Genomic DNA, 20,010 nt, shown 5'->3' with positions numbered 1-20,010 from the left:
TGTCAATGGATTAAAAACCTATAAATCAGTTTCCTGCCGTGAAGTCATACGGCACCGGAGGCTTTCGCAGGTTTGGAGCGCGAGCCAATTCCGAAGAAGGAATCGGGATTTTGAAATTGGCCTCACTCACTGGGAAATACCGCGGAGAAGTATCGTCCGAAGGGATCTCGATCTCCCAAATGGTAGGATCGGGAATCTGGTCTGCATACACACGGAAGGTTCCCCTGTCCTGGCCAGCCAAGATGCTGTAGGCCTTGGCGGGGTCGTAGTATTCCAGCTTGGTAAACTCATACCAGGCCTGCCCCTCCATCGCAAACTCCTTGATACGCTCCTCAAACACATCCTGCCAAGTCACCGCGCTGAGCTCGTTGACACCGGCACGCTTGCGCACCAAGTTGACGTATTTCAGGGCTTCGGCTGGATTCTTATCCAATACCGCTTCTGCATAGGTCAGGTACACGTCGGCGAGTCTCAGGATGTAGGTGTTGATCTCCGTACCCTGCTGCACGACTTTGCCGTCGTTGTCCTCCGGTCTGCCGACCACATACTTTTTCACCCACGCGCGGCTGTTATAGGGTCTTGCGCCATCCAAGCTTCTGGCCGGCACTCGGAGCTCTTGGGCAGAGCCTCCCGGGGGCACCTGCGTGATGTAGGGATAGTGGTCGCCTGGGAACATGAAGGTTGCTTTTCTCCTTTTGTCAAAAACCAAATCATCATACATGTCCAGCATCCACTTGGACGCGCCGATGTCTCCACCCCATCCATCACCAAAGCCGGTGATCTCAGAGCCGTAGGCCAAAAACGCCTGCACGGAGTTTTGGGCTCCCCACTGGCCAGCCTGCCCCGCATTGTACACCCACTGAAGCGCCGCAAGTGTCTCTACGTTGCCGTTGTTTTGGGTCTTGAAGAGGTCTTCATAGTTTGCCACGAGCGCCGCGCCACTGTTGTCGATGACGCGCTTCGCAAAATAGGCCGCAGAGTCCAGATCGGACTGATTTCTGGAACCGCTAACCCCTGCTTTGGTGAGGTACATCTTGGCCAGCATACCTTCTGCGCTCCACTTGGTCAGGCGTCCGTTCATCACGGCATTCTCCGGCAGATTTTCCGCAGCGTAGCGGAAATCCTTGATGATAAACTGCCAGACGGACTCCTCGGTGTTTCGAGCGATAGTCGTGTCCTGCAGCAGTGCCGTGTTGTTGGTGATGATGGGCACAGGCCCCCAGTTTTGCACCAGATAAGAGTACGCAAGCCCGCGCATAAACCTACCCTCGGCCAAGCCGTGGTTTTTGATGCGCTCGGTCACGTCCTCACCCACAAACTGGTTGATGTTGTTGATCAGCGAGTTGGACTGGGCGACCACGTTGTAAAAGGCACGCCAGGAAGCCCCGTTTTCGGCGGTTTCACCGGTGGTGTTGAAGCGCACATTTTCGAGCTGATAGGAGCCCGATGTCAAGATCCCGCCTCTTGCGTCGCCGATACCGTGGCTGGCTTTATCGTTGTAGGCAAACCAAACGATGTTGTAAAGAGGAGCCGAAGCAGCCAGGATCTGGTCGTCGGTCTTGTAGAAATTGGCATCTACGATGGCGTCCAAAGGAGGCCTATCCAGAAATGATTCCGAACAACCTACCAGTCCGCCCAGCAGAAGGCATGCCCCTGCGATTCTATTTCGGATTTTCATGTTAGTTTTCATAGTTGTCTGTCGGATTAGAAGTCAATGCCCAGGCTGAACGTGTACATTCTGGTCAATGGATATCTGCCGTAGTCCACCCCGATCAGCTGGTTGGCAGCGGAGACGTTGTTGCCCACATAGGCACCTACTTCAGGATCGTATCCCTTGTACTTCGTGAAAGTGAAGGCATTCTGCACGCCAAAGGAAAGTCTGGCTCCTTGGATAGCCTTCTGCTTGCCGATCAGCTCGGCAGGGAAAGCGTAGGCCAGCTGGATGTTTTTCACCCGCACATAGCTGCCATCCTCCACAAACTTGTCAGAAAGTCTGGTTCCGTTGCCATTCAGGTCGGTCACCGTGATTCTTGGAATATCCGTCTCAGGATTTACCAGGAAAGGATTGCCGGACTCATCCATCTCGATGCGGGCGTAGTCGTAAGTCTCCAGCAGCATGTTTCTGCCTAGGTTCACGTTGTTCGGGTTGGTGTTATAGTATCTGTTGTAGTTGTAGATATCGTTTCCAAAGGAGCCGGTCAGGAGGACATCCAGCGTGAAGTTTTTGTAGGAAAACTGCTGGGTGGTACCGAAGGTAAACTTAGGCCAAGGGTTGCCGATGAAGGTCTGGTCGCGCTCGTCGATCACCCCATCTTCGTTGATATCGACGTACTTGATGTCACCGACATAGACTCCGTCAGAACCTACCGGAAGCGGTGCGCCGGTGTTGTCCACTGGACGGGCACTGGATTCCACCTCTTCGATGGACTGATACAGGCCGTCGTACTTATAGCCGTAGAATAGCCAAGGAGCTTGCCCAGGGATCGCACGCTGCGTGAAGTTGTTCATGTACCAAGCGGTGCGGTCGATGAAGGCGGTCTCGGAGAAAAACTTCGTCACCTCGGTTTTGAAGCCGGAGAAGTTGAAGTTGGAAGTCCAAGAGAATCCGCTGGCGCGGTTGTCGATGTTCACGGTATTGATCGTTATGCCGTAGCCACGGTTTTCCAGTGCTCCGATGTTTACTGTAGGCGTGCCGATGCTACCTTCCGCAGACGTACCCATGTACCAAGGCAGTGGGTTTGGCAGGAGCAGGTTGTCGGTCTTTTTCACATAGTAATCCGCCTCGACCTGAACTCTATTGTTGAACATGTTCAGGTTAAAGCCGAAGTTGATCGTAGACGTTTCCTCCCACTTCAATGATGGGTTGCCAAAGCGGGACACCAGGAAGCCACCACCCCATGGAGTCGGGATACTCGGGGAGCTCAGCGGGGCAAAGATTGCGTTGGCGTTGCCCTGGTTACCGGTGAGTCCGGTCTCAAAGCGCAGCTTCAGCTCGTCCATCCAGGTGGCGTTTTCCAGGAAAGTCTCTTCGGAAATCCTCCATGCCGCAGACATGGACGGGAAATATCCCCAACGGTTTTCGGGGCCAAAGTTGGCTGAACCATCGGCTCTGAACGCACCGAGGATGATGTACTTCTCATTGAAGGTATAGTTGGCACGGCCAAAAAAGGACTCCATCGCCCAGTGGCCCGCGCCTCCGCTGTTGGTCGCTCCGGTCGCAGAGCCAAGGCCCAGCTCAGGAAGTTCGTTGGAAGGGAAGTTCACCCTTCCCGCGTTCATAAACTCGTATTTGTTGGCTTGAGCCTCATGGCTGGCCATCACGTCGAGTGCATGCTTGCCCCAGACCTTGTTGTAGGTCAGGATCTGGCTCCAGTTCCAGCCAAAGCTGTTGTCGGTGTTTTTGCTCAGGCTGTTCACGTCATTGGTCACAGACCCGAGAGTATAGGTAGGCGTGAAGAAGTGGCCGTTGTTGTAGCTCACGTTTCCGTTGAGCATGGTGCGGAATTTCAGGCCTTCGATGATGCCGATTTCCACGTTGAAGCCACCCATGGCTCCCCTTCTGATGTAGTTTCTGTCAAGGAGGTTTGCCAAGGCAATTGGGTTGGGCGGAGTGAACTGCAAGCTCGAACCGTTGATCGGGTCGGCACCGCCCCAAGAACCGTCAGGATTGGTCACGGGGATGTTTGGCGCCATCTGGATCGCGTTGTTGATCACATCCGAACTACCGGTAGCCAGCTGCTCGTCGGTATGGAAGAGCTGCATGTTCAGGCCGATTTTCAGCCACTTTCTGGTCTGGTTGTCGATGTTGGTACGGAGCGAGTAGCGGTCAAAAGACGAACCTATCGCCACGCCTTCCTGATTGAAGTATTCACCAGCGATGTAAAACTGGGTTGCTTCATTGCCTCCCGAGAGCGTCAGGGTGTGCTTGTTCAGCCCGGCAGTCTTGAAGAGCGCGTCCTGCCAGTTGGTTCCCTCACCCAGCAGGCTTGGATCAAGGAATGCCGCCGGAGGAGTACCGCCAGTGATTTCGTTGATCTCATTGACCATGGTGGCGTATTGGTTCAGCGACATCACGTCCAGGTTGTCCGGCTTGTCCTGCAAGCTGTAGAGGTAGTTGTAGCTGATCTTGGTCATCCCGGCCTTGCCACGCTTGGTGGTGATCATGATGACTCCGTTGGTTCCTCTGGAGCCATAGATCGCCGTCGCGGATGGGCCTTGGAGTACTTCCATTGACTCGATGTCGCTCGGGTTGAGCCCTGCCAGCGGATTGGTGCTGGAGGTGTTGCCGTAGGAGACGGTCTGGGGTTGGATTTGTACCCCGTCGATGACATACAGCGGTTCGTTGGTGCCACCGATGGAGTTCACCCCGCGGATGTTGACCGAGATACCACCTCCTGGAGCTCCGGTGTTTTGCGTCACATAGACACCTGCAGCACGACCTTGGAGGGCTTGCTCTACGGTGGTATTGACGGTCCGCTCGATATCCTCGGAACTCACGGATACCTGGGCACTGGACATGTCGCGCTTTTTCATGGTACCGTATCCCACGACCACCACTTCATCCAGCGAGGACATGTCTTCCTCCAGGTTGACGTCGATGACCGACTGGTTGCCGACCAAAATCTCCTGGGACTTAAATCCAATAAAGCTGTACACCAGCACAGCATTGGAATTGGGCACTGAGATGGAATAGGTGCCATCTCCGTTGGAGGCTATACCGGTAGTGGTTCCTTTGACCAAAACCGTAACTCCCGGCAGGCCCAGTCCGTCGCCCGCTGACTTGATCGTGCCTCGCACGGTCACCTGGGCTTGAACCACACCTACCAAAAGCATCAGCCATAGCGGTAATAGTTTTTTCATCATTAAGGGTTTAATTGTTGGAAATTGGATAATAGGCAAGAGAAGGAAAAGGAAGCTTCCTTAAGCGAGAGTGTGTCTGTTGTTTTTTCACTGCGTTGGTTTTGGTTAGAAAAAATCGCAGCGCCAAACCCAAGATTCCATCGGGTTTTCCTCCTTGTCACGGACGTCGGGCGAGTCCGGTCTGCACAGCAAGAGCAGACAAAATCAAAGGAGGGATCGAGGTAATTGGGTTTATTGCTTTGATCCGAATAAATGTAGTTGAAGGCTTATTTTATAAGGGTGTACAAATGTTTTCAATTGGGGTATCAAATGTTAACCAGCGAGAAAACCGCCTATTTGAAAGGATTTCGAGGTTTTTGGAGAGTGCTTTCGCGAATCTTTTTTCAGAAAAACCCGACTTCTTTGCAAAGCACCCCGGCTTTCGAAGCTCTCGCAAAAGGGAAATCCCGATGCCAAGCACACAAGTCGCTGACGTTTTGGCCCAGACGCCGCCTATTTACTCCTCAAGGTAGTCCGTACGAGTTGGCCCCAAGGCTTCAGCTGCTGCTCCGTCCAGTTCCCTGTGGACGCCGCGTCCGGGAGCAGCATGGAGCAGGTCTCGTCCTTGTCGGCAACCGACCAGGCGATCCAGCTGATTTTTTTGGCCTCCATCCAGTTTAGCCAAGCCTTCCATGAGGCTTGGTCTATGGGGCCGTCACCGCTGGCCTCCATGCCCGCGCACTCAGACACAAAAACCGGGATGCCCGCACGCATCGCCGCATCGGCTCTCGTCCGCAGGTAGTCCTTGTGCGTGGCGGCATAGAAGTGCAGCACATACATCAGGTTTTGCTGGTTTCGAATGGGATTTTGCGCGACGAGATGCAAGTCCTGACTCCACGTGGGCGAACCTACCAGGATGATGTTGTCCTCGTCATATTTTCGGATTTCGGCGATCAGCGCTTCGCTGTAGGCTTTCACCTCTTCCCAAGACTCCTGGTCTGGCTCGTTGAAAAGCTCATAGATCACATGGGGATGATCCCCGTAGGTTTGTGCTATATCCGCAAAAAAGGCTTTGGCTTCTTCCAGGTAGATGTCGTGGCTGTGCCAGTCGATGATCACATAGACATCCTCTGCGATGGCGGCGTCCACGACGGCTTTGATTTTTTCCAAAGCCAGCTCAGGCTTGTCCAAGTAAGCTCCATCCGGATCAATGCCCATGGACGCACGGACGATGTTGACGTTCCAGTCCTTCTTGAGCCAAGCGACAGCCGACCGGTTGTAAAACCTCGGCCACCAATTGTGCCAGCCAAAGCTGACTCCTCTGAGCATGACGGGTTTCCCATCCCGGTCGCTCAGCTGTCCGGCGCGGACACTTAGGGGGCCAAAGAATTGCTGGGTGGATGTCTCTGGCTCGGGGGTCGGGGTGGCGGCAGCAGGCTCAGAGGCTTCGGTACAGGCCATCAGCAGACCGATCAAAGCGATCAAAATAGGTTTCATGATTGGGTTAGGTTAATTGACGGGCAAGTATAGCCCATTCCCTAGCCCGAGGAGGGTATCGATTGTTTCGGATTGGGGTATTGAAAGTAAAACGGGAGGCAGACGCTCAGTTACACCCAGACATCCTGCCGTCTAGCACATGAAAAAAGGCAAGGCTACTGCACCACCGACTTGGCCGCATACTCCGAGGGCAGGCAGCCAAACTCGGCTTTGAAATGCCTTGAAAAATATTTGGCGTTGTTATACCCCACCTGGAAAGCCACTTCGCTGATGTTCAGCTGGCTTTTCAGCAGCAATTGCGAAGCGCGCTGCAGACGGATGAGACGTATAAATTCGATCGGGCTCTTGCCCGTCAGTGACTGTAGCTTTTTGTAAAGCTGCACCCTGCTCATGGCCAGCTCAGAGCTCAAAAACTCCACCGAGAGCTGCTCATCCTTGATGTGTCGCTCCACCAGCGCCACGGCCTTCTGGATCAACTGATCGTCCATAGACACCACCTCGACCTCAGAGGCGTTGATCTGGATTTTCTGGCGGTTTTGCTCTTGCACTAGGCTTCTTTCCCGCAGGAGATTTTTCACGCTCAGCTGCAGCACTTCGAGGTTGAATGGCTTGGTTAGGTAGAGGTTGCAGCCACTGTCCAATCCACGGAGTAGGTTTTCCTCGGACTTCTTGGCTGTGAGGAGGATGACCGGAATATGGGAGGTACGGATGTCGCCCTTGATTTTTTGGCAAAGCTCCTTTCCATCCATCACCGGCATCATCCAGTCGGAGATCACCAGATCCGGAATCTGCTCCTGCGCAATCTCCCAGGCCTGGGCTCCATTGGCGGCGGTCAGCACGTGGTAGGAGTCGGAGAGGCAGTCTTTGAGGTAGTTTCTAAACTCACGATGGTCTTCCACGATCAGGATGCTGTCTTTCTCGGTCTTGGAGAAGTCCCCTTCCATAGCGGAGCCCTCCTCCCCTTCCTCGGGCAGTATCAGGCCAACCGGCAGGGTGAGCGTAAAGACCGAGCCCTTTCCCAGCTTGCTTTCCAAGTCGATCTGCCCACCCATGATCTTGGCAAAATCCTGGGCGAGCGCGAGGCCGATTCCACTTCCCTGATTCAGCTGCTGGCCATGCCCCTCGGTGGTGAAGAAGCGGTCGAAAACCCGCTCTTTGTCCTCAGGGGAAATCCCGACTCCAGTATCCGACACGGCCAGAGAAAGCACGCCTTTGTCTTCATGCTCGGACAGCATCTCCAAGGTGACCTGGATGCTTCCATCCTCAGGGGTAAACTTAAAGGCGTTGGAGAGGAGATTGAAAATGATCTTCTCCAGCTTGTCCGCGTCAAAAATCGCCTGCAAGGACTCCATTCGGGTCTCGAAGTGGAGATGGATGTGCTGGTTTTCGGACAGCTCCTTGAAATCCGCGATGCATTCCCTCACGAACTGCACGATATCACCCTCCGCCGGGTGGAAGGCCAAGGCACCTTTGTCCACGTTTTTTACGTCGAGAAGCTGGTTGATCAGCTTGAGGAGCCGGCGGGCGTTGCGTTGGATGATCTTGTATTGGCCCGTCAGCACAGAGTCTCCGGAGCTGGAGATTAGATGTTCCGTCGGCGTCAGGATCAGGGAGAGCGGCGTACGAAACTCATGGCTCAGATTGGTGAAAAACTTGGTCTTCAACCTGTCCAGCTCCTGCACCCGCTTGGCCTCCCGCAGGGCATTTTCCCGCTCAAACTTCTCCTTTTGCCGATTGAGGAGTTGATTTCGGAAGAAGTACACCACTGCCGCTATCAGCAGGAGGTAAATAAAATAAGCCAAAGGAGTCTTCCAAAAGGGAGCCTCGATCACGATGTCGAGCTTGTACTCCTCCTTGCTCCAGCCCTCCAGCACGGTGCCGGGCTGCACCACCAGCGTATAGTTGCCGGGATCCAGGTTGGTAAAGGAGACCTTGGCCAGGTCGTCGTTTAGGTAGATCCAGTCCTCATTGAAGCCAAGCAGCTTGTAGCGGTATTTGTTTTTTTCAGGATAAAGAAAATTGAGTGCGCTAAAACCGATGCTGAACATGTTCTCGTCATGCTTCAGCACCAGCTTGTCGGTGTTTTCGAGGGTTTGGCTGAGCAACACCCGGTTCCCGAGCTCATCCCCTACCTCCACCGTATTGTTGAAAAGCTGCAATTCGGTGAAGACCACCGGAGGGTTGTTTTGCTCAAAGGCAAAATTCTCCGAGCGGAATATGTTATAGCCATTGGGTCCACCGAAGAGGAACTCGCCATTTTGAGTTTTGATCGCAGAGTTCTTGTTAAAAAGCGCAGCCTGCAGGCCGTCCTTTTGGTCAAAGTTTTGGAACACGATCTCAAAAGGCCTAGTCCGGCGGTTGACTTGGGCGTAGGAAAGTCCCGCCTGCGTGCTGATCCACAGATTGCCCTGCTCGTCGTCCAGCACGTCCACGAGGTAGCCGGTAGGCAGCCCCTCCTCCTGTCCATAGTGTACAAACACACTGTCCTGCGCATCGAAATAGTGGAGACCGTTTTGGGTGTTCAGCCAGACCACTCCTTCTGCGTCGGCAAAGAGTTCGGTGGTGCTGGACTCCTTGAGTCCCTTGTCTTGGGCCTCTGAATAGTACGCGCTGGTCTTTTTGTCGAAGTTGATCACGTTCAGCCCAGTGCCGCCCGCCACCCAGATATTGCCCGCCCGGTCCTCTGCAAAGCCAGTGATGTATTGATTGTGGGGGAGAAAAGGCTCGCTTCCTGCGGGATAGTTGTGGAAAGTCTTCCGATCCGGCTCGAGCATCGACATGCCCGACCTCAGCGTTCCGATCCAGATGCGGTGCTTGCTGTCCTCAAAAAGCTTCCAGATGTTGGGGCCGGCGATCCCGCCTATAGCTTCCTCGGACAGTGCAAAATTGGTAAAGCTCTTGCCATCAAACTTGCCCAGGCCGTTCAGATAAGTCCCAATCCAAAGAATCCCCGCGTGGTCGATCATCAGATCCACGATCACGTCGCCAGTGAGGCTTTTGGGATCGCTGGGCTCGTGGCGGTACTGGCGATAGGTGTTGTTCTTTCTGTTGTGGTAGATCAGCCCGCCTCCGTTGGTACCGATGTAAAGGTTGCCCAGGCTGTCCTCGGCAAAAGCGTTGATATCGCTGAAAGGAAGGGAATTGGCTTCGGAGAAATTCTTCCGCACATGGGAAAAGCGCAGCAGGCCTTTGTGGTAATAGGACACGCCCTTCTTATGCGTCCCCACCCAGATGATATCCTCTGGGTCTTTGTACAGCGCATAGACCACACTATGCGGCATGGCCGACTCAGGGCTCCCTTCTTTGTCAAAAAAGCGGACGATTCGTTTTTCCTTGTCAATCGAATTGATCCCTCCGTGGTCGGTGCCGAGCCAGATTTGGCCCTTTTGGGCCTCCACCACGGCCTTGACCATGTTGTTGTTCAATCGGAGCAAGCCCTCGTTTTCCCGGCACACAGCGACTTCATGACTTAAGCCGTCCACCCAAAACACGCCCAAGTCCCGCTCGGGGTCAAAGATCCAAGCGTCTCCCTCTGAGTCGAGCACCAGCTCATAGCTGGCCAACTCGGGGATTTTCCCAGTCGGAAGCCTCAGGGTTTTCGTCACAATCAGCCGATTGGGATCGATCAGTTCGATGAATCCAGATTGGTTCACCGCCCAGACCATCCCGTCGGGTGCCTCGGCCACAGCCGCTACTTTGTTGGAAGAAAGGCTTCCACTGCCGCCACCGGCCCGGAGATAGTCCGTCTGCTTTTTGACGGGGTCAAAGATGCTGATGCCCTTTTCCGAATGGGTAAACCAAAACCTCCCCTGCCGGTCCTTCATGACCATCCCGATGGAGTCCGAGGCCAGGCTGTATTGCTTGGTAAAACCGAGCGTGCCTCGGGCGAATTTCCCGGTCTTTGGGTCGTAGACATCAAACCTTCCGTTGACATTTTTTACCCAAAGCTTGCCTTCGGGGCCCATGGCCAGTTTTGAAATGGAATTGTGTGAAAGAGAGCTGGTATCTGCGGAGTTGAAAAAAGCCTTGACGCGGGTGCCGTCGTAGCGATAGAGGCCGAAAGCCGTGCCATACCACATCATCCCATTGGGATCGCGAAGGATGGCGAGCACATTGGAGCTGGACAGGCCCAAATCCTCGTCCAAGCTGCGAAAAACCAACTCATCCAGGTGGGACTGGGCCTTCAAGGACTGGAAGCACAGGCTCCACGCCAAGAAAATCCCCATCAACAAATTCCTTCCTTTACTGCTCATAGCTCTCCGATTCGCCTGGCAAATCTCTCTTATTTCGGGCATAGACGCCGCATTGCCACCACAGGCAACTCATTCCAAAAGAAACAAAAAACTTTTGGCAAAGAAAGGCCGACCCCATTTTAGCTTTTCTCACCCGTCAAACGACCAAAAGCGGAACAGTCTGACGCGGAATGTATCCCGGCCTTTTTCCCAACGCATGGCGCATCATTTGTCACTAAGCAGACTGGGGCTCTCGTCGGACACACCACTCCGCCTATCAAAGGAGAAAAACGACCGGCAAAAGCTCCATAAAACGCCAAATCCAAAACCTATGAAACTGTTTGATTGTGCCAATTGCTCAAACCCGCTGTATTTTGAAAATACACATTGTGAAAAATGCGGACACCACTGTGGATTCTCAGTCACAAAACTGGAAATGCTCACCTTCCGCCCCGATGCCGTACCCATGGTGTCGGACAAGGATCGCAAGGCCTACAAGTATTGCAAAAACCTGGAGTTTGGCGTTTGCAACTGGCTGATTCCCGCAGAGAGCGAAGCCGAATTCTGCGTCGCCTGCGCGCTGAACCGGACTATCCCCGACCTTTCGGACCAAGAGAACATGTCCAAATGGCAAAAGCTCGAAGTAGCCAAACATCGCTTGGTCTATCAACTGGTTCGGCTCGGGCTCCCGCTCACCAGCAAGATGCTCGATGCGAATACCGGGCTTTGCTTCGACTTCATCTCGAAGACCGAGGACTCCGACATCATGACGGGCCATGCGGACGGTGTCGTGACCATCCTCCTTTCCGAGGCCGACTCGGTACACCGCGAACAGATCCGAACGCAGCTCTCCGAAGCTTACCGCACGCTGATTGGTCATTTCCGCCACGAGGTGGGCCACTATTATTGGGATCGATTGGTCGCTGGCCGGGAGCAAGCGGTACAGAAATTCAGGACTGTTTTCGGGGACGAGCGGACTGACTATGGGCAAGCCTTGAGTCTCCACTACGAGCAGGGCGCCCCCGCAGACTGGCAAGATCGCCACATCAGTTCCTATGCGAGTGCGCACCCCTGGGAAGACTGGGCCGAGACCTGGGCCCACTACCTCCATATCCTTGACATGGCCGAGACAGCCTACTATTTCGGACTCAGCGTAAAGCCAAAACTGCGCTCCAAAAGCCTACGAGGGACCATCGACCTCGATCCCTACACCCAGGCGAAATTTGACCGGATCTTCCAAGCCTGGATGCCGGTGTCTTTCACCATCAACAGCCTCAACCGATCCATGGGAGTGCCGGACGCCTATCCCTTCGTCGTGAGTCTGACGGTATTGGAAAAAATGGCGGCCATCCACCGACTGGTAAAGGACTGATGCCAAAATGAAAGCCCAACAAACCCCATAATTGCAGCCCTTTAGACACCTTCCTGAGATCATTTTTTTGGTCGCAAACAGACAAAGTCCTGTACACTTTTGAACAGCTAAAAGGGCGGCAATGCCCTCGCTGGCTTCCAAAGACCACTTTTTCCCATTTGGCACGCGCTTGAATACTACAATTAGGAATCAATTCATGCGAAATGGGACAATATCAATTGGGAGAATTTGAAGAACTGGTCTTGCTCACCGTAGGCATTCTCTACGACGAGGCCTATGGCGTGGCGATCAAAAACGAGATGGAACAACGCCTTGATCGGGGGGTGAGCGTCGGAGCCTTGCAGACCGCCCTACAGCGATTGGAGAAAAAAGGCTATCTGAAATCACAGGAAGGAGCCGGAACCCAAGAGCGGGCCGGCCGACCCAAGCGCTTCTACCAACTCACCGCAGCCGGAAGGAACGCACTCGCGCATTCCCGCGAGACTCGGGAATCGCTTTGGCAGGCCATTCCCGCTGCTGTATGGAACCTCAAGACCGCCCAATGATCCCATGAAAGAAGCAAGTCCATTACCACCCCGCCTTCCACTTCGGCTCTTCCGGGCATTCTGTGACCCGAATTTGCGAATCTACATAGAAGGCGACCTGATCGAACTCCACCAAGAGCGGGTCGAGACTTTGGGAAAAAGAAAGGCTGACCTCCGCTTTGCCTGGGATGTGCTCCTCCTCTTCCGACCCGGCATCATCAGACCCCTTGGCTTTACACCACACCTAAACCACAGCGCCATGTACCGCAACTACTTCAAAATCGGCTTTCGAAACCTGCTCAAGTACAAGACCTTTTCCTTCATCAACATCTTTGGCTTGGCGCTGGCCATGTCCGTCAGTATGCTGATCCTGATGATGCTGGCCGAGCAGACCAGCTCAGATCAGTTTCATGAAAAGAAGGACAGGATCTATCGGATTCTCTCTGACCACGAAGGATCCAGAAATCAATACGCCACCTCTCCCCAGCCCCTTGCGGCAGAGCTTGCAAGCTATCCCTCGGTCGAGGCGACCACCCGTCTGATCCCCGGCATCGGCGGAGATGCCATCTTCGAGGACAAAACCAAGGGCATCAATGGCCTCTTCGCCGACCCCGGTTTTTTCCGCCTATTCAGCTTTCCTCTGGAATATGGAGATCCAGCAAGCGCGCTCACGGCCCCTTATTCGGCGATCATCACCAAAGAGCTGGCAACCCTCCTTTTCAGGGATGAAAGTCCACTCGGAAAGACCATTCAGCTACAGGATCAGCGGACCAGAATCACCGATGCCAAAGACTCCACGCAAACGGTTGCTCTGGATTGGGGAAACTTTACCGTCACGGGCGTGATCGATCGGGAGCGCTACCCTTCCCACCTCACGTTTGACATCCTGGTGTCGGATAGCAGCATGCCTTCGCTCATCACCGCGGGAAAGCTCGAAGACCGGCGCGAGGATTGGACGTACTTTTTCCGCACCTACACCTTCGCCCTGCTGCAAGAGGGCGGCTCCCCCGAGGAGCTGAATGCCAACCTCAACGACATCGTGCAGCGTCGGGCCGAAGAGATCAAAGCAGACCACACCAAAGGCTTCAAGATGGCTTCCCAGCCACTGCCGGACGTGGCCCTCGGCATTGTCAACAACGACACCAGTTTCAGGCTGCCGATGTTTGCCTACTACTTCCTGATCGGCCTGGCACTGGCTATCCTGGCCTCAGCCTGTCTCAACTACACCAACTTGTCCATTGCCAGGGCGCTGACCAGGGCCAAGGAAATCGGCATTCGCAAGGTCACAGGCGCCTTTCGCAAAAATCTGGTCGCACAGTTTCTCAGCGAATCGGTGCTCACCGCCTTGCTAGCACTAGCCATCGCCAGCCTGCTACTATTGGCGTTGATTCCCTTCTTTAAGGGGCTTTGGGTCAACCAGTTTTTGAACCTTCAGCTGCCCTTCTTCCCTTCACTTTTCCTCGGCTTCATCCTGCTGGCTGTGGTCGTGGGTCTCATCGCCGGCATCTATCCTGCCCTTTTCCTCTCCGGCTACCAGCCCATCAAGGCACTGAAGAGCCTTTCCGAAACGGGCGGCGCAGGCAAGTTGCGGCTGCGCAAGCTGTTAGGCGTGTCGCAATTTGTGGTTTCCCTGTTTTTCATCACCACGTCGATCTTGATTTATAACCAGTTCAAGCACTACATGGCCTTTGACTATGGCTTTCAGTCGGAAAACATCGTCAACATCCAACTCCAAGGCCTGGACTACGAAAAACTGCGCGGAGAATTCGAACGCATTCCCGGCGTATCGACTATCTCGGCCTGTGACATCATCCCTGCCACCGGCACCAACAACAACAGCCAAATCCGCGTCCTAGGCGAGCAGTCGGACTATCGGTCAGTGGGCATACTCCACATCGACCGGAATTTCCCTGAAAACCTGGGAATAGAGATGTTGGCTGGCTCTGCATTTTCCGCCAACGAGCAACTTGCCGAGTCCCAGATCCTCGTCAACGAGGCCATGGCCAAAGAGCTGGGCTATCCCTCGGCGGATGCCATGGTGGGCTTGCAGTTTGAATCCAAGTGGGGAGGACCGCTGCTGACCGTGGCGGGGGTAGTGAAGGACTTCCGATACAAGCTCCTGCTCAACGAGCACGCCATCGCGCCGCTGATGCTGCGCTATGATCCCAAACAGTTTCAATACGTCAATGTAAAAATCGCATCTCCAGACCTGATGCAGACCCTGGCCGAGCTGGAAGGCCATTGGAAAAAACTCGATCCGGTGCATTCCTTCAGCTACCAGTTTCTAGACGAGGAGATCGAGGCAACCCACCGCGGACTCTTTGATGTGGTCTCCATACTTGGCTTCGTGTCTTTCCTGGCCATCTTCATCGCCTGTCTTGGACTGCTGGGGATGACCACCTATGCCGCTGAGCGGAAAACCAAAGAGGTAGGCATCCGAAAATTCCTCGGTGCGGACAACTTCAGCATCACCCTACTGCTGAGCAAGGGCTTTTTGCAAATGCTGGCCCTGTCCATAGCCTTGGGTGCTCCCCTCAGCTACTTTGTCAACAAGCTTTGGTTGGAAAACCTGCCCAACCGAGTGGATTTTGGCTTGGGGACCGTCCTACTGGGATCGCTGGTCCTGCTGGCATTGGGAGTCCTCACGATCTCCTCGCAGACCATCCGCGTGGCCAGATCCAAAGTAGCGGACACCCTGAAGGTCGAGTAGAATCAAGATGCATGATTCATGGGGATGCAGTCCTCCAAGGGTTTGAATCCGCATCCCTCCAAAGCCCTCCGAGGGTTTGAATCCGCATTCCTCCAAAGCCCTCCAAGGGTTTGAAACCCTTGGAGGGCTAACGTCAATAAGGTCTTTTACAAAAAAATCCCGAAGCTTTCGCCTCGGGATTCTTTGTTTTAAATACCTCAATTCTTAGATAAACCGGTTGATCAGGTTTTCGAAGTATTCCTGCTTGCCGCTGATCTGGGTCGGTTCTCCGGAAGCAAAGGCATGGCTTCTCAGATCCTCCAGCGTCAGCTTTCCTTCTTCGAACTCCTTGCCTTTTCCTGCGTCGTAGCTCGCATAGCGGTTCTTTCTGCGCTCCAGGTAGTCGGATTTTTCCATGATGTCGGCAGCGATCAAGAGGCCTCTGGCAAAGGCATCCATGGAGCCGATGTGCGCCAGGAACAGATCCTCAGGATCGGTGGAGTTTCTGCGGATCTTCGCGTCAAAGTTCACACCACCGCCTTGGAGGCCTCCTGCAGCGAGGATCACCAGTTGGGACTCGGCCAGTTCCTGTAGGTTCAGCGCAAACTGGTCGGTATCCCAACCGTTCTGGTAGTCACCGCGGTTGGCATCGATGCTTCCCAGCATGCCGGCGTCGGCCGCAGCCTGCAGCTCGTGCTGGAAGGTGTGCCCAGCCAGCGTGGCATGGTTTACCTCAATGTTGAGTTTGAAATCTTTGTCCAATCCATAGTGGCGCAGGAAGCCGATTACGGTCTCGGAGTCGTAGTCATACTGGTGCTTGGTAGGCTCCATTGGCTTTGGCTCGATGAAGAAGGTTCCTTTGAAGCCATTCTTACGGGCGTAGTCACGGGCCATGGTAAGGAATTGCGCCAAATGGTCTTTCTCACGCTTCATGTCGGTGTTGAGCAAAGACATGTAGCCTTCGCGACCGCCCCAGAAGACGTAGTTTTCTCCACCCAGCTTGATGGTCGCGTCGATGGAGTTTTTCACCTGCGTCGCGGCATAGGCTAGCACGTCAAAGTTCGGGTTGGTGGAAGCGCCGTTCATGTAGCGCGGGTTGCTGAATACGTTGGCAGTACCCCACAGCAGCTTCACGCCGGTGGCTTTCTGCTTTTCCAGCGCGTAGTCGGTGATGATGCGCATGCGCTCCTCGTATTCCTCCAGGGTCGCTCCCTCGTCTACCAAGTCCACGTCATGGAAGCAGTAGTACTCCACGCCGATCTTGGTGAAAAATTCAAAAGCCGCGTCCATCTTGTCTTTGGCGCGCTGCACGGCATCCGGGCTGGCATCCCAGGCATGCTGGATCGTGCCTGGACCGAAAGGATCGGCACCGGTGGCACAGAAGGAGTGCCAGTAGGCAATGGCAAACTTGAAGTGCTCCTTCATGGTCTTTCCTGCTACGACACGGTTTTCATCGTAATAGCGGAATGCTAATGGGTTTTCGCTTTCCCGGCCTTCAAATTTGATCTTGCCGATGTTTGGAAAATAGGTCTTGGACATAGTTTAATTGGTTATTTAGGTAAAATAGGTTTCTGTATTGGTGTATTGTTTCGATGTAAAATTACCTCTCAACTCCCCCTACCCGGCGATTCCGGATTTGAGGATTTCGTTCAGTCTGTTTTCCCAGTGGAAGTAAGCGTCCATATAGGGTTGGCTAAAGATCGGATTGGGTTCCAGCGTCTCCAGCAGCTCCAGGCCTTCAAAAGCCTCCGCTTCACCGGCAAAAACTCCCGCTCCTATCCCGGCGCCACGGGCCGCACCCTGGGCTCCGTCGGTGTCGTACAGTTCCAAATTTACCTCATTCATCTGAACAAACGTCTTTCTGAACAAGGGACTCAGGAACATATTTGCGCGGCCAGCCTTCACCGTCTTGAGGTTCATCCCCATATCCTTCATGATCCGGAATCCAAAGGTGAGGGAAGCCACGATCCCCTCCTGGGCGGCACGGACGACATGCTTGCGGTCATGCTTCAAGAGGTCAAGACCGAGCAGATGCGCGCCTACCGGCTTGTTTTGCATGATGCGCTCCACGCCGTTTCCAAAAGGAATGAAGGCCAAACCCTCTGAGCCTATCGGGGCGCCGTTGCCTATGGCGTTCATTTCTTCGTAGGAAATCCACTTGCCTCCCATGACCTTTTTCAGCCAGGAATTGAGGATGCCGGTGCCATTTACGCAGAGCAATACGCCGTAGGAAGGCTTTTTCTCGGCATGGTTTACATGGACAAAGGTGTTGACTCGGGAGTGCGGATCATAGAGCGGCGTGTCGCAGACTCCGTAAACCGTCCCCGAGGTACCCGCAGTCGTGGCGAGCTCGCCTGGCTTGAGTACTTGTAGGGAAAAGGCATTGTTGGGTTGGTCTCCGGCGCGATAGGAGATCGGCACACCAGCTTCCAAGCCCGTCTCCTTGGCAGCAGCTTCGGTGACTTTTCCCTGGAGAGAAAAGGAAGGAACGGCTTTTGGGATCCATTCTTTGGGGATTTCCATCTGCTTCAGCAGCTTCTCGCTCAGGCCGTTTTCCTGGAAATCCCAAAATATCCCTTCGGAAAGGCCCGTTTCGGAAGTCAGTATCTCTCCGCTCAGCTTCATGGCGATGAAGTCACCCGGAAGCATGATTTTGTGGATTTTGGCGGCGATTTCGGGCTGGTTTTCGATCACCCACCGCAACTTGGAGGCGGTGAAATTTCCCGGGGAATTCAGCAAATGAGGGAGGCAATAGTCTTCGCCAAGCCCCCGGAACGCTTTTTCCCCAATCGCAACCGCACGGCTGTCACACCAGATGATGGAGGGACGCAGGACGTTTTGGTCTTTGTCCACACACACTAGCCCATGCATCTGATAGGCGATGCCTATTCCTTTGAGTTCACCGGCCTTTACCGAGGCATTTTGCTTGACATAGGCGATGGTCTCTTTGACATAGCGCCACCACATCTCGGGATCCTGCTCTGCCCATCCTGTCTCGGGGGCTTCGATTCCCATTTCCTCTTCGGGAAAAGCCTTGGAGGCAATGGACTTTCCCGTATCTGCATCAAGTAGTGAAGCCTTGACAGAGGAGCTTCCAATGTCAAGGCCCAATAGTAGTCTTCTCATTCTTTTTGGTTACCAGAAAATAGTGTAAAGTGCCGCAATGATACCCGAGATCAGGATAGCGCCGATCTTGAATCCAGTGCTGGTGCGGAACAGCTCCGCGTTGACGTCAATGCTGTTGGGATAGTCTTTGCCTTTGCCTTCCACCAGGGAAATGGCGATCATCAGCGCCGCCAAGATCAAGAACACCACGCCCATGCGGTCGATGAACGGCAATGCAGGGAAAACGAGCTTCAGCACCACGGAAAGCGGAATACTCAAGCCTGCGCCCACCAGGGCTGCGTTGGAAGTGGTTTTCTTCCAAAATACCCCGAAAAAGAAAATCGCAAATACCCCTGGGCTGATGAAGCCGGTGTACTCTTGGATAAACTGGAAGGCTTGGTCCAACTGTCCGAGCGCTGGAGCAACGATCGCCGCAATGACGAAAGCCACGATGGCGGTGATTCGCCCTACTCTCACGTGGTTGGCTTCGGAAGACTCCTTGCCAAAGTACTTGCTGTAGATGTCCATCGTGAAAATGGTCGAGGTACTGTTGGCCATGGAAGCCAGTGAGGAGACAATCGCCGCGGTCAGTGCCGCGAAGGCCAATCCCTTCAATCCTACGGGCAAAATCTGAAGCAAGGTAGGGTAAGCGCGATCGGACTTGATGATGCCGGTCACCGGATCTTTCATGGATTCGATGAAGGCGCCGTCGATGCCGTTGTTGACGATGACCAGGGCAGCGATGCCAGGGACTACCACGATCAGTGGCATGAGGAGCTTCAGGAATCCGGCGAAAATCATCCCCTTCTGGGCTTCGTCGAGGCTCTTTGCAGCCAGGGCCCGCTGGGTGATGTATTGGTTAAATCCCCAATAGCTCAGGTTGGTGATCCACATCCCGCCAATCAGCACGGACAGGCCGGGAAGATCCAAATAGGCATCGCGCTCGCCGCCCTTGCCGTCGGGGATCATCATTTCCCCCTTGCTGAGGATCATCGAGAAGTGACCGGGGACTTCTTTGCGAAGCACTCCCAGACCCTCCCAGGCATCTCCCCCACCGACCATCTGCAAGGCAATGTAAGTGGTGGCCAAGCCTCCGGCGATGAGGAACACGACCTGGATCACATCCGTCCAGGCTACTGCCTTCAGGCCACCATAGATGGAATAGATCATGGCAAACAGCGCCAAGCCGATGATCCCGTAGGTCATGGGGACGTTGAGAATGGTGTTCAAGCTGAGCGCGCCCAGATAGAGCACGGAGGTCAGGTTGACAAATACGTAGAGCAGTAGCCAGAAGACCGCCATCGTGGTACGCACGCGGGTGTCGTAGCGATCCAGCAGGAAGCCCGGCATGGTGTAGATGCCCTTCTTGATATATACTGGCAGGAAAAAGATCGCCACTACCAGCAGGGTCGCCGCAGCCATCCACTCGTAGGTGGAGATCGCCAGGCCGAGCGCAAAGCCGGAGCCGGACATGCCGATAAACTGCTCGGCGGAGATGTTGGAAGCGATCAGGGAAGCTCCTACCGCCCACCAAGGGAGGGCTTTTGAAGCCAGAAAGTAATCGGAGGAGTTTTTGACGTGGCCCTCTTTCTCCCGGGAGACGAAGATGCCCATTCCTATGATCAGGAAACAGTAGCCAAAAAAGACAATGAGGTCAATGGGTTCTAGCAGCATGTTAGAGCTTTGGTTGGTGGTTTTGGGTAATGTTAGAGTCTTTTAGTTTAAATTTTACATTTTAAGGTCGCTAAATAT

Annotated in this window: 10 protein-coding genes; 3 read left to right on the top strand and 7 right to left on the bottom strand. The window is 54.1% G+C overall.

Features of this window, described 5'->3' with window-relative positions:
- Window positions 1-25: 25 nt before the first annotated feature.
- From J0A68_RS06805 to J0A68_RS06790, 4 genes are all read right to left on the bottom strand, one after another.
- Window positions 26-1,690: a RagB/SusD family nutrient uptake outer membrane protein gene (locus J0A68_RS06805; RefSeq protein ID WP_206577434.1), complete on the bottom strand. Its 1,665-nt coding sequence runs from the start codon at window positions 1,688-1,690 to the stop codon at window positions 26-28.
- A 14-nt stretch (window positions 1,691-1,704) separates the two neighbouring features.
- Window positions 1,705-4,860: a SusC/RagA family TonB-linked outer membrane protein gene (locus J0A68_RS06800; protein ID WP_206577433.1), complete on the bottom strand. Its 3,156-nt coding sequence runs from the start codon at window positions 4,858-4,860 to the stop codon at window positions 1,705-1,707.
- Window positions 4,861-5,352: 492 nt separating this feature from the next.
- Window positions 5,353-6,336, bottom strand: a complete 984-nt coding sequence (locus tag J0A68_RS06795) for a glycoside hydrolase family 5 protein (RefSeq protein ID WP_236021381.1) — start codon at window positions 6,334-6,336, stop codon at window positions 5,353-5,355.
- A 155-nt stretch (window positions 6,337-6,491) separates the two neighbouring features.
- Window positions 6,492-10,589 (bottom strand): hybrid sensor histidine kinase/response regulator transcription factor, encoded by a 4,098-nt coding sequence (locus J0A68_RS06790; protein WP_206577432.1) that lies wholly within the window; start codon window positions 10,587-10,589, stop codon window positions 6,492-6,494.
- A 310-nt stretch (window positions 10,590-10,899) separates the two neighbouring features.
- On the opposite strand from J0A68_RS06790, the gene J0A68_RS06785 reads away from it, so the two are divergent.
- From J0A68_RS06785 to J0A68_RS06775, 3 genes are all read left to right on the top strand, one after another.
- Entirely contained in the window at window positions 10,900-11,940 is a 1,041-nt protein-coding gene (locus J0A68_RS06785; protein WP_206577431.1) for a zinc-binding metallopeptidase family protein, read from the top strand.
- Window positions 11,941-12,143: 203 nt separating this feature from the next.
- On the top strand, window positions 12,144-12,485 hold the full coding sequence (locus J0A68_RS06780; protein WP_206577430.1) for a PadR family transcriptional regulator: 342 nt from the start codon (window positions 12,144-12,146) through the stop codon (window positions 12,483-12,485).
- A gap of 4 nt (window positions 12,486-12,489) precedes the next feature.
- Window positions 12,490-15,174 carry an ABC transporter permease gene (locus J0A68_RS06775; RefSeq protein WP_262897996.1) on the top strand — a complete coding sequence of 895 codons (2,685 nt, stop codon included), beginning with the start codon at window positions 12,490-12,492 and terminating at the stop codon, window positions 15,172-15,174.
- 204 nt (window positions 15,175-15,378) lie between these two features.
- On the opposite strand, the gene xylA is transcribed toward J0A68_RS06775, so the two are convergent.
- The 3 genes from xylA to J0A68_RS06760 form a co-directional block, all read right to left on the bottom strand.
- On the bottom strand, window positions 15,379-16,692 hold the full coding sequence (xylA, locus tag J0A68_RS06770) for a xylose isomerase (protein WP_206577428.1): 1,314 nt from the start codon (window positions 16,690-16,692) through the stop codon (window positions 15,379-15,381).
- A gap of 78 nt (window positions 16,693-16,770) precedes the next feature.
- On the bottom strand, window positions 16,771-18,279 hold the full coding sequence (locus J0A68_RS06765) for a xylulokinase (RefSeq protein WP_206577427.1): 1,509 nt from the start codon (window positions 18,277-18,279) through the stop codon (window positions 16,771-16,773).
- 9 nt (window positions 18,280-18,288) lie between these two features.
- Complete coding sequence (locus J0A68_RS06760; protein WP_206577426.1) at window positions 18,289-19,932, bottom strand: sodium/sugar symporter; 1,644 nt, start codon at window positions 19,930-19,932, stop codon at window positions 18,289-18,291.
- Between the last annotated feature and the right edge of the window lie 78 nt (window positions 19,933-20,010).

Source organism: Algoriphagus oliviformis, assembly GCF_017254915.1.
Lineage (GTDB): Bacteria > Bacteroidota > Bacteroidia > Cytophagales > Cyclobacteriaceae > Algoriphagus > Algoriphagus oliviformis.
The sequence above is the reverse complement of the archived record's forward strand: the minus strand, read 5'-3'. Positions and strand labels throughout refer to the sequence as shown.